The 11,015-nt window shown below is 69.9% G+C and carries 9 protein-coding genes; 7 read left to right on the forward strand and 2 right to left on the reverse strand.

Features of this window, described 5'->3' with window-relative positions; translation table 11 throughout:
• The first annotated feature begins 67 nt into the window (after window positions 1-67).
• A complete protein-coding gene (locus tag D7Y11_RS20760) occupies window positions 68-2,005 on the forward strand; it encodes a 4-alpha-glucanotransferase (RefSeq protein WP_199753754.1) in 1,938 nt (645 codons plus the stop codon).
• 55 nt (window positions 2,006-2,060) lie between these two features.
• Here D7Y11_RS20760 and D7Y11_RS20765 read toward each other — a convergent pair whose 3' ends face one another.
• Window positions 2,061-3,176 carry a putative glycolipid-binding domain-containing protein gene (locus D7Y11_RS20765; protein WP_126934573.1) on the reverse strand — a complete coding sequence of 372 codons (1,116 nt, stop codon included), beginning with the start codon at window positions 3,174-3,176 and terminating at the stop codon, window positions 2,061-2,063.
• A gap of 48 nt (window positions 3,177-3,224) precedes the next feature.
• Here D7Y11_RS20765 and D7Y11_RS20770 point away from each other — a divergent pair, with 48 nt between their 5' ends.
• Window positions 3,225-4,100: an AraC family transcriptional regulator gene (locus tag D7Y11_RS20770; protein WP_158641972.1), complete on the forward strand. Its 876-nt coding sequence runs from the start codon at window positions 3,225-3,227 to the stop codon at window positions 4,098-4,100.
• A gap of 126 nt (window positions 4,101-4,226) precedes the next feature.
• On the forward strand, window positions 4,227-4,634 hold the full coding sequence (locus tag D7Y11_RS20775) for a hypothetical protein (RefSeq protein WP_120576184.1): 408 nt from the start codon (window positions 4,227-4,229) through the stop codon (window positions 4,632-4,634).
• A 16-nt stretch (window positions 4,635-4,650) separates the two neighbouring features.
• Here the strand turns inward: D7Y11_RS20775 and D7Y11_RS20780 are convergent, their stop codons facing one another.
• Window positions 4,651-5,334, reverse strand: coding sequence for a hypothetical protein (locus D7Y11_RS20780; RefSeq protein ID WP_233596803.1), 684 nt, complete (start codon window positions 5,332-5,334; stop codon window positions 4,651-4,653).
• Window positions 5,335-5,496: 162 nt separating this feature from the next.
• Here D7Y11_RS20780 and D7Y11_RS20785 point away from each other — a divergent pair, with 162 nt between their 5' ends.
• The 4 genes from D7Y11_RS20785 (at window position 5,497) to D7Y11_RS20800 (ending at window position 10,799) form a co-directional block, all read left to right on the forward strand.
• The gene (locus tag D7Y11_RS20785) at window positions 5,497-6,792 is read left to right on the forward strand and encodes a pyridoxal phosphate-dependent aminotransferase (protein WP_120576182.1); all 1,296 of its coding nucleotides are present in this window, start codon (window positions 5,497-5,499) and stop codon (window positions 6,790-6,792) included.
• Between the two features lie 68 nt (window positions 6,793-6,860).
• Window positions 6,861-8,147, forward strand: a complete 1,287-nt coding sequence (locus D7Y11_RS20790; protein WP_120576181.1) for an NTP/NDP exchange transporter — start codon at window positions 6,861-6,863, stop codon at window positions 8,145-8,147.
• Window positions 8,144-9,310 carry an NAD-dependent epimerase/dehydratase family protein gene (locus D7Y11_RS20795; RefSeq protein ID WP_126934575.1) on the forward strand — a complete coding sequence of 389 codons (1,167 nt, stop codon included), beginning with the start codon at window positions 8,144-8,146 and terminating at the stop codon, window positions 9,308-9,310. Before D7Y11_RS20790 ends, D7Y11_RS20795 begins: the two co-directional genes overlap by 4 nt.
• 154 nt (window positions 9,311-9,464) lie before the next feature.
• Window positions 9,465-10,799 (forward strand): NAD(P)/FAD-dependent oxidoreductase, encoded by a 1,335-nt coding sequence (locus tag D7Y11_RS20800; protein ID WP_120576179.1) that lies wholly within the window; start codon window positions 9,465-9,467, stop codon window positions 10,797-10,799.
• The last annotated feature ends 216 nt before the right edge of the window (window positions 10,800-11,015 follow it).

The raw sequence follows: 11,015 nt of genomic DNA on the forward strand, positions 1-11,015 counted from the left end.
AGAAGATGCTCGTGTCACCCTCAAGGAACGGTTGGCGCATCGCGCGGAGGGCCATAGGGTCGGGAGTGTGGAGCTCCTGTCCCCGCTGCCCGATTCGCACCGCTCGCTCGTCACCGAAGCCCTGGAGGCACTGGGCGTCACCCGCTGGGTCCTGAGCATCCATGACCCCAGCTTCCCCGGCCTCCCCGGAGAGGACCTGGGGCGCGGCTCTCCGTACTCCGAGGGCGCCGCGCGCTTCCTCGCCTTTGCTCGGGACCTGGGCTTCACCGGCATCCAGCTGGGGCCGCAGGGACAGACCACCGCGTACAACCCGTCGCCGTATGACGGCACGTTGTTCTCGCGCAACACACTGAACGTGGCGCTCGCTCCGCTCACGGATCCGCATGGACCCTGGGGCGCACTGCTGTCCGCGGACACCCTGGCGCGGCTCGTCTCCGAAGTACCCGAGGACGTGGGTCCGGAGGCCCGGTACTCCTTCGCGTGCCGGGGCCAGGCGCTGGCGCTCCAGGAGGCGTGGGACACCTTCCGGCGCACCCGGGAGCCAGGGCTGGTTCGTCGCTTCGCGGACTTCCGCCTGGAGCAGCGGGAGTGGCTGGAGCGGGATGCGCTCTTCGACGTGCTCGCCGCTCGGCATCACACGCCGGATGACTGGCGCGGTTGGGCGGACTCGTTGGATGGGCGCCTGTTCGCGCCGCGTGCTGGCGAAGAGGCGCAGGCGGAGGCGCGCATCCGGGAGTTGCTCACCGTCGAAGCCGATGCGGTGGAGCAGTACGCCTTCCGCCAGTTCCTCGTGTACGAGCAGCATGGGCTGCTGCGGGTGCGCGCGGGGGCCTGGGGACTCAAGCTGTACGGGGACCTCCAGATTGGTTTCTCGCCTCGGGACACGTGGGCGCGGCAGGGGCTGTTCCTGGGCGCGTACCTCATGGGGGCTCCGCCCAGCCGCACCAACCCGGAGGGCCAGCCGTGGAACTACCCGGTGCTGGATCCGGAGCAGTACGTCGCTCCGGACGGTTCGGGCCCCGGGCCGGTGCTTCGCTACATGGACTCGCGGCTGGGCAAGATGCTCTCCGAGTACGACGGGCTGCGCATCGACCATCCGCACGGGCTCGTGTGCCCTTGGGTGTACCGCGCGGGCTCGGCGGATCCGCTGCGCGCGGTGCAGGGTGGGGCGCGCCTGTTCTCGTCGCCGGACCTGCCGGACCACCCGGCGCTGGCGCGGTACTCCATCGTGGCTTCGGCGCAGCTGGACCGCTCGGTGCCGCGTTACGCGGATGGGTGGGTGAAGGGGCTCACGGAGGAGCAGGTGGCTCGGTACGCCATCCTCTTCGACTCCGTGGTGCGCACGGCGCGGGCGCATGGCCGGGCCCGAGAGGACGTGCTGTGCGAGGTGCTGAGCACGCTGCCGTATGAGCTGTCACGGGTGATGGCCCGCGATGGTCTGGGCCGCTTCCGCGTCACGCAGAAGGCGGACCTGAACAACCCGGCGGACGTGTACCGCAGCGAGAACGTGGCCCCCGAGGACTGGGTGATGGTGGGCAACCACGACACGAAGTCACTCTGGCGGCTGGTCTCCGAATGGCAGTGGAAGCACGCGCTGCGCGCCCAGGCGGACTACCTCGCGGAACGGCTGCATCCCGATGCGGAGGGGCGTGAGGCCTTCGCGCGTCAGCTGGCGGAGGACCCGGGGCTGCTCGCGCAGGCGAAGTTCGCGGACCTGTTCGCCAGCCGTGCGCGCAGCGTGATGGTGTTCTTCGCGGACCTGCTGGGCATGCCGGACACGTACAACGCGCCCGGCTCCGTGGATGCGCGCAACTGGTCGCTGCGCATCCCGACGGACTGGGCCGAGCACTACCAGCAGCGGCTGCGCGTGGGGGCCGCGCTCAACCTGCCTCAGGTGCTCGCCATGGCGCTGCGCGCGGGCGGATCCGAAGCCCGAGCCCGTCACGCGGAGTTGCTGACCCGGCTGGACGCCGCCGCGGCCCGACTGCGAAGCGGCGTGCGGTGAGTCGCACTTCGCGGGGGCGCGCGGCACGAACCTGTCCGACAGTCGGACAGGCTTTTCAGGTGATGCGCCGCATGTCGAAGCGTGACTGGAGCTTCCACGGACCGTCGGCTTCCTGGACCTCCCCGAGCCAGGTGAAGCGGTCCGCGCCGATGTCGGAGAAGCTCCAGCGGATGGGCTTCCCGTGGTGCTCGCCCAGCAGGACGAGCCTGTCTTCATCCCGTCCCCCGTCCAGTCGGTTGATGGCGCCACCCGTGGGACTGATCCAGGTGATCTTCCACTTGCCTCCGGCCCGGTCGAACGTGCGCACCGTGGTTCCGTAGCGCTTGTTCGCTCCGGGGCCTGACTGCGCGGGGGCGTGCCGCGACGGCACGATGAACACGTCCTGCAGGGCCCGTCCCTCCAGCACCCAATGGAACCACCACTCGCCCTGGCTCTGGCGGATGCTCCCGTCAGGGTCATGGTCCTGGATGGTCCCGGCCCAGCCTCCCACCAACCAGCCGAAGGTGGTCGCCGCGTCCCCCAGCTCGCTCGAAGGGCCTGGACTCACCAGTGCCTCCACGAACGCCTGCGTCGAGGACACAGGGGTGGCGGGCCCTTCCGCGAGCCTGCGCCAGATGCCTGCGTACTCGATGGGCAGCCCGTCCGTGTCCACGTCCAGCATGGCGTTGAAGCCGCTCTCCAGGCTTTCGTAGCGGTAGCGCGTGGGACCCGCGCGTGTGTAGCCCTGCCGTGCAGGCACGACCTCCAGCGCGGGAAACTTCACCCACGCCGCGCGGATCTCCGCGCTGGCGCCTTCGCCCAGTCGCAGCCGGTTGACGGGCAGCGCATTGGTGGAGGGGCTCAGGCCCAGGTCCACATCGGTGCAGCCCTTCAGCGCCTCCGCGACCCGGCCGTCCTTCCGCCAGTGGCCCTCTCCGTCATGCTCCAACGTGAGCGTCCGGTGCTCGCCGCGCCACGATTGCGTCACGCTCACCCGGCGCGTGCGCCACGCACTGTCACAGGCGACCGAATACTCCGCCCTCAGCGGTGACCCCTGCTCCGCGACGAGAATCAAGCCGGAGAGCTCCGTGCCCTCCTTCCCGCGCCTCACGCGGGCATGCTCGAATCCCAGGTCATCCATGACGCGCCGCCAGATGAGCTCCCGCGTGACTGCCGTTGCCACCATCGCCATGATTCGGTCACCTCGTTGGATATGCGGGGCAGGATGGAAGGACGGACCTTGGCCGACTTGGGGAAAGTGGACCTGACCACGGTGCGCCGGCTGGCCTCCGGGGACGGATGGCGCGTGAGCGAGATCGTCTGTCGCTCCGGTCCCAGGGACCCTGTCTTCGAGGAACAGCACACCTGGGTGTCCGTCTCCGCCGTCCTGTCGGGGAGCTTCACCTACCGCTCCCGGAATGGACGCGTGCTGCTGACGCCCGGCTCACTGCTGCTCGGGGAACAGCACACGTCCTTCTGCTGCGGCCACGAGCACGGCGTGGGTGACCGCTGCATCGCGTTCCACTTCAAACCCGAGCTCATGGAAGAGGTGGCCAGGGACCTGTCGGGCGTGACTCGCACGGACTTTCCCAAGCACCGGCTGCCGCCCCTCCAACGGCTCGCACCGCTCATCGCGGACGTCCAGGCGCTGGCCGAGCAGCCTGGCTCGCGCGGCGCGGAGGAAATGGCGCTGCGGATGGCGGGCGCGGCGCTGAGCGGCATCCACGAAGGGACAGCCCGGCCCATCACCGCCACCGAGGAGCGCCGCATGGCGGACGCGCTCCGGCTGATGGAGGCCCGGCTCGTGGAGCCCCTCTCCCTGGGCGTGCTCGCGCAAGAGCTGGGCATGGGCCGCCACCCCTTCCTGCGCACCTTCCGCAAGGTGGTGGGAGAGAGCCCCTACAGCTACATCCTCGGCCGTCGCCTGACACTCGCCGCTGAACGCTTGCGGACGGGCCGTGAGCGCATCGCGGACGTCGCCTTCGCGTGTGGCTTTGGCGACCTGTCTGAATTTATCCGCCGCTTCCGTACCCGCTTCGGCGTCACGCCTTCCTCCTACCGCGCCCGTGCTCGACCCGGGTCAGCAAGGACAGACGTCGCGCACGACCCGACTTGAGCGGTCGCTGTCACCCTCGGCAGGCTTCACTTCACACAGAGCGGGACTCCGCACTCTCCTTGGAAATCATCGTTCTCGATGCTATCGGGTCTGCGCAATTCTTCATCCGTGTGAGGCAGGGACCGCGTGGCGAATCATCGTGAGTGGGAGTTCGGGGCGCATCGCGCGTACTTCGAGGCGCCGGACCTGTTGGTGATGAAGTTCAACGGGCCCTCGAAGATGGAGGACTCGAAGAAGGTGCTGGAAATCTGTCAGGAGGTTTCGAAGAACGGACCGGTGTTCGTCATCTCCGACGTGTCCAACTCCAGCATCGAGAAGGACTCGCGCGAGCTGCTGGTCGCGCAGGCGAAGGCCGAGTGGTTCCGCGGCCACGTCTACCTGGGCACGGGCCCGCTCCAGCGCGCGGGCGCCAAGGCGCTGATGCTCGCCCTGTACTTCACCGGCAAGTGGACGGTGGACGTGGACTTCGCCGACTCGGAGAAGGACGCGCGCGACCTCATCGCGAAGAAGCGCGCACAGCCGCCCAAGAAGTAGCCGCCTCCCTTGCGCCTCAGTGCTGGACGTCCAGCACGAGGCGCGTGGGGTCCTTCAGCTCCAGCACGCGGAACGGGGCGCGGCGCGCGGTGCCCAGCACCCACGTCACCTCGCCCTCGAAGTCGCACACGCGCTCCAGGCCCAGCAGGGTCGGTAGCGCGGGCTTGAGCGAGCGCTGCGCCACCGTGGCCTGCCCCTGGTCGTCGTGCGCCCGCGCCAGCGTGAAGCGCACCTCCAGCGCGGCCTGTCCCGGCGTCTTCACGTCGTCGCCGGAGCCGCACTGCTGCACCGGCGTCTTCACGTACCCCAGCTGGTAGCCCGGCAGGCGCGGCCCGTCGAACTCGAACACCGTGCGGTCGTAGTCCGCGTGCGTCCCCGTGCGCACCGAGCGCAGCGTGATGGACGGGGGCTCGCCGCGCGGCCTCTCCACCGTCGCCGTCGTCCACGCCGCGTCCGCCGCGCTCCCGGAGTCCGGCGCTGCCTCCGCCGTGGACGCCGGCTTGCCCGCGTCTTCCTTCACGTCCAGCACCTGGTGCACCACCGGGGCGGTGGCGGCCGGGCCCTCGCGCGGCAGGGTGTTGGCGGGCGGATTCGCGGCCGGTACGTCCATGGGGACGGTCTGGGGCTCCTGCTTCTGGCAGCCCTGGCCCAGCAGTCCCACCGCCACTCCCAGCACGTACATTCCCAGTCGCAGACGCATCCGATTCCTCCCGTCAAACCCCGTCAGCCGGGGACTTCCCGAGTCCTCGCACACCGCGTGCCCCAGGACCATGGAAGATGCGCCTTCCCGGCGCCGTTGCGTATAGGGTCCGCCGGGCCGCGTCCCCCCGGCCCCCCTTCGTGCACTGGAGAGATCCGCACCATGGCCATTGACCTGACCTCCCTCCCGCGTCCCTCTCGCGATGACACCACCGTGAGCACCATGGTGCGTGGGCTCGTGGGCAGTGAAATCCTCCGCATCGCCGCGGAGATTCGCGAGCTCGTGGCCAAGGGCAACAAGGTGTGCAACCTCACCGTGGGGGACTTCAACCCGAAGGAGTTCCCCATCCCGGACGGCCTGCGCGACCAGATTGGCGCCGCGCTCCAGGGCGGTGAGACGAACTACCCGCCGTCCGACGGTGTGCTGGAGCTGCGCCAGGCCGTGCAGCGCTTCTACGAGCGCTCCCTGGGTCTGAAGTACCCGCTGGAGGGCATCACCATCGCGGGCGGCGCGCGGCCCGTCATCTACGCCATCTTCCGCGCGGTGCTCGACCCGGGCGACGTCGTCGTCTACCCGGTGCCGTCGTGGAACAACAACCACTACGCCCACATGCTGGGCGCGAAGAGCGTGGTGGTGACCACCGAGGCATCGGCGGGCTTCATGCCCACGCTGGCGCAGCTGGAGCCGCACCTGTCGTCCGCGCGCCTGCTCTGCCTGTGCAGCCCGCTCAACCCCACCGGCACCATGCTGGACCCGGAGGCCCTGCGCGCCATCTGCCAGCGCATCGTCGAGGAGAACCGCGCGCGCGAGGGCCGCGGCCAGAAGCCTCTCATCCTGATGTACGACCACATCTACTGGGTGCTGAACTTCGGCAAGAAGCACGTCACGCCCGTGGAGCTGGTGCCGGAGATGGCGCCGTACACCGTGTTCGTGGACGGCATCAGCAAGGCCTTCGCCGCCACCGGCGTGCGCGTGGGCTGGGGCGTGGGCGCGCCCACCATCATCTCCCGCATGCGCGACGTGCTGGGCCACGTGGGCGCCTGGGCCCCCAAGGCCGAACAGGTCGCCACCGCGCGCTACCTGGACGACGTCCCCGCCACCGAGTCGTTCCTGACGACGATGCGCCAGCGCGTCGACCAGCGCCTGGAGGCCCTCTACAAGGGCTTCCAGCGCATGAAGGACGCGGGCCTGCCGGTGGACGCCATCGCGCCGCAGGGCGCCATCTACCTCACCGTGCGCTTCGACGTGGTGGGCAAGGACGGCCTCGCCACCAACGACGCCATCCGCAAGCGCCTGCTGGAGAAGGCCCGCTTCGCCGTGGTGCCCTTCCAGGCGTTCGGCCTGGCGGAGGACACCGGCTGGTTCCGCCTCTCCGTGGGCGCCACCTCCGTCGCCGAAATCGAGGAGGCGATGCCTCGCGTGGAGGCCACCGTGCGTGAAATCCTCACGGCCCGGTAGCCACTTTCCTCCACAGGCTGGCAGACAGGGAATAGCCTGCCAGCCGTGGCGTTGAGGGCGCCGCCATCATGCTCAAGCGCTTCGTGGACGTCCGTGACGAGGAGGTAGGCGCGGTCCTCGGGGCGTTCGTCTACTTCTTCACGCTGATGTGCGGCTACGCCATCCTGCGGCCCATCCGCAACGAGATGGGCACCGCCGGGGACGTGAAGCACCTGCCCTGGCTCTTCACCGTCACCTTCGTCGTGATGCTGCTGGCGGTGCCGGCCTTCTCCGCGCTGGTGGCGCGCTACCCCCGGCGGGTGGTGGTGCCGCGCGTCTACCGCTTCTTCCTCCTCAACCTGCTGGTCTTCTTCGCGCTGCTCAAATGGGGCGTGGCGAAGGAGTCCGTGGCGCGCGCCTTCTATGTCTGGCTGAGCGTCTACAACCTGTTCGTCGTCTCCATCTTCTGGAGCTTCATGGCGGACGTGTTCGCCAGCGACCAGGGCAAGCGGCTCTTCGGCTTCATCGCCGCGGGCGGCACCACGGGGATGATTGTCGGCCCGTTCCTGGTGGGCAGACTTGCGGAGCCGGTGGGGCCGGTGAACCTCATCCTCGTGTCCGCGGTGATGCTGGAGGTGAGCGCGCAGTGCGTGCGCCGCCTGGGCCACTGGGCCAGGGACGTGCAGCACCAGCCCGCCACGCGCGAGGGGCCGGTGGGCGGCGGGATGCTCGCGGGCTTGAGGCTCCTGGTGACGTCGCCGTTCCTGCTCGCGCTGGGGATGCAGGTGCTGCTGTACGCGGCGACCTCCACGTTCCTGTACTACCAGGAGGTGCAGCTGGTCGCGTCCCTGGCGAAGGACGCGGCGTCGCGCACGGCGGCGTTCGCGGACATCGACTTCTGGGTGCAGGTGCTGACGCTGGCCATCCAGACGCTCGTCACCGGGCGGGTCATCTCGCGTCTGGGATTGGGCGTGGCCATGGCGGTGGCGCCGGTGCTCACGCTGGTGGGCTTTGGGGTGCTCGCGTTCGCGCCGGTGCTGACGGTGCTCATCGCCGTGAAGTCGCTCCGGGGCGCGAGTCATTACGCGCTGGAGCGTCCGTCGCGCGAAATCCTGTTCACCACGGTGGACCGCGAGGCCCGCTACAAGTCCAAGAGCTTCATCGACACGGTGGTGTACCGCGGCAGTGACACGCTGAGCGCGTGGCTGCAGGGCGGGCTCACCGCGTTGGGCCTGGGCATGACGGGCCTGTCGCTGGCGGCCGTGCCCGTGGCCGCGCTGTGGCTCGCGGTGGCCCTGTACCTGGCGCGTCAGCAGCGCACGCGCGCCGCTGAAACCCTTCCGCAGACAAGCCTTCCTGGAGGAACCACGGCATGAAGCTGACCCGAAGAGGCGTGATTCAAGCAGCGGCCGCGCTGGGCGCGGTCCAGGTGTTGGGCTGTGCGTCGTCCCCCAAGGCGGGCCCAGGCTCGGCGTCTGATGACAAGGACACCGCCCCGGGCAAGCCCCTGAACATCCTCATCCTGGGCGGCACCCGGTTCCTGGGCCCCGCGCTGGTGCAGGTGGCGCAGGCGCGCGGCCACACGCTCACGCTCTTCAACCGTGGCAAGACCAACCCGGGCCTGTTCCCGGACGTGGAGAAGCTCCAGGGCGACCGAGACCCCAACAAGGGCGAGGGCCTGAAGGCGCTGGCGGGCCGCAAGTGGGACGCGGTCATCGACACGTCCGGCTACGTGCCGCGCCTCGTGAAGGCGTCCGCGGAGCTGCTCGCGCCCAACGTGGAGCAGTACGTCTTCATCTCCAGCGTCTCCGTCTACAAGGAGATGACGAAGAAGGACCTCAACGAGTCCGACGCCGTGGCCACCCTCGCGGACGAGACCACGGAGGAGGTGGGCGAGGAGAGCTACGGCCCGCTCAAGGCGCTCTGCGAGAAGGCCGCGGAGACGGCGCTGCTCGGCCGCACGCTCAACATCCGCCCCGGCCTCATCGTGGGGCCGGATGACGGCTCCGACCGCTTCACCTACTGGCCGCTGCGCGTGGCGAAGGGCGGCGAGGTGCTGGCCCCCGGCGACGGCGAGGACCCGGTACAGGTCATCGACGCGCGCGACCTGGCCGCGTTCATCATCCGGAACGTGGAGCGCCGCAGCATGGGCATCTTCAACGTCACCGGCCCGGTCCAGCCCATGAAGATGAAGGGCATGCTGGAGACCCTGCGCGAGGCGACCGGGAGCGACGCGCGCTTCACCTGGGTGGACAGCGCGTTCCTGGAACAGCACAAGGTGACGGCCTTCGGGGACATGCCCGCGTGGGTGCCGCGCACCGGGCCGGAGAGCGGCGTCGGCGCGGTGAGCATCGCCAAGGCCACGCAGGCGGGGCTCGTCACCCGGTCGCTCGCGGACACCGTGCGCGACACGCTGACCTGGTTCCACACGCTGCCGGCGGACCGTCAGGAGAAGCTGCGCGCGGGCCTGCCCGCCGAGCGTGAGAAGGAAGTGCTCTCCGCCTGGCACCAGTCGAAGGGCACCGCCAAGGCGGGCTGATCCACCGCGTCCGGATTCCAGGTGCCTGGCCGTGGAGCGGCCGGGCATCCGTTCCCGAGCCGCCAGGCAGCCAAGGCACAGCGGATGCTGGCCGGGCGCGTCATGCGTCCGCACCTTGTCCGCCATGGAACGCGTTCGGGACAGCAGGCATCACGTGGTCATCGTGGGGGCGGGCTTCGGCGGGCTTCAGGCCGCGAAGGCCCTGGGCAAGGCTCGCGACGTGCGGGTGACGGTGGTGGACCGCTACAACCACCACCTCTTCCAGCCGCTGCTGTACCAGGTGGCGACGGCGGTGCTGAACCCGTCGGACATCTCCGCGCCCATCCGCACCGTGCTGCACTCGCGCAACACGGAGGTGCTGCTGGCGGATGCGAAGTCGGTGGACACGCACCGCAAGGTGCTCGTCGTGGAGGGCGGGGAGATTCCCTACGACTCGCTGGTGCTGGCCACGGGCGCGTCTCACTCGTACTTCAAGCACCCGGAGTGGGCGGACGTGGCACCCGGCCTGAAGACGCTGGAGGACGCGGTGCGCATCCGCGAGCGCGTGCTGGCGGCCTTCGAGGCCGCGGAGCGCGAGTCCGACCCTGTCCGCCAGCGTCAGTGGATGACCTTCGTCATCATCGGCGCGGGGCCCACGGGCGTGGAGCTGGCGGGGGCGCTCTCGTACATGACGCGGCATGCGATGCCGAAGGACTTCCGGCGCATCGACACGCGCGAGGCGAGAGTGGTGTTGCTGGAGGGCCTGCCGCGCGTGCTGAACACCTATCCGGAGGAGCTGTCGGAGCGGGCGAAGCGCGACCTGGAGGAGCTGCACGTCGACGTGCGCACCGGGGCCATGGTGACGGACATCGACGCGGAGAGCGTCACGTTCGGGAACGAGCGCATCGCCACGCGCACGGTGTTGTGGGGGGCGGGCGTGGCGGCGTCGCCGCTGGTGCGCTCGCTGGAGGTGCCACTGGACCGCGCGGGGCGGGTGCAGGTGACGCCGCTGCTCACGGCGCCGGGCTTGAATGACGTGTATGTGATTGGCGACGTGGCGGCGGTGGAGCAGCGCGGCAAGCCGGTGCCGGGCATCGCGCCGGCGGCGATGCAGATGGGGCGGCACGTGGCGAAGACCATCCGCTGCCGCCTGGCGAACAAGCCGCTGCGCGCGTTCCGCTACCACGACAAGGGCAGCTTCGCGGTGATTGGCCGCGGCTACGCGGTGGGGTTGCTCTTCGACAAGTGGCGCATGTCGGGGTTTCCCGCGTGGTGCGTCTGGGCGGGCGTGCACATCGCCTACCTCATCGGCTTCCGCAACCGCGCCTCCGTGATGCTGAACTGGGGCTACACCTTCTTCACCAAGGGCGGCCGGGACATGCGGCTCATCACCGGCAACGTGCTGAAGCGCATGCCCGCCCTGGCGGTGTCCCTCCAGGCGCCCGCCGTGTCTCCTGCGCCTCCCGCGCGTCCGGAGCTCCCGGCGTCGAGGCCCGCACCGGTGCACTGAGGCAAGAAGACCTGGGACGTGGTGCGCAAGTCGCCCCGGTGCCTGCTGGCGCCGGGGCGATTTCCGTTTTGATCGGGGCCGTCCTCGCCTCCGGTCCGTCCTGCGAGGCCCCCTGGTGGGGAAGCGGGCGTGACGGAGCGGGACAGGGGGCCCCTGGCCATGTCAGCCTGCCGCGATAGGGATGGGTAGGGACGCGCACGGTGGGGGGCCCGACCC

The sequence above is a fragment of the Corallococcus sp. AB018 genome (assembly GCF_003986945.1).
Taxonomy (GTDB): domain Bacteria; phylum Myxococcota; class Myxococcia; order Myxococcales; family Myxococcaceae; genus Corallococcus; species Corallococcus exiguus.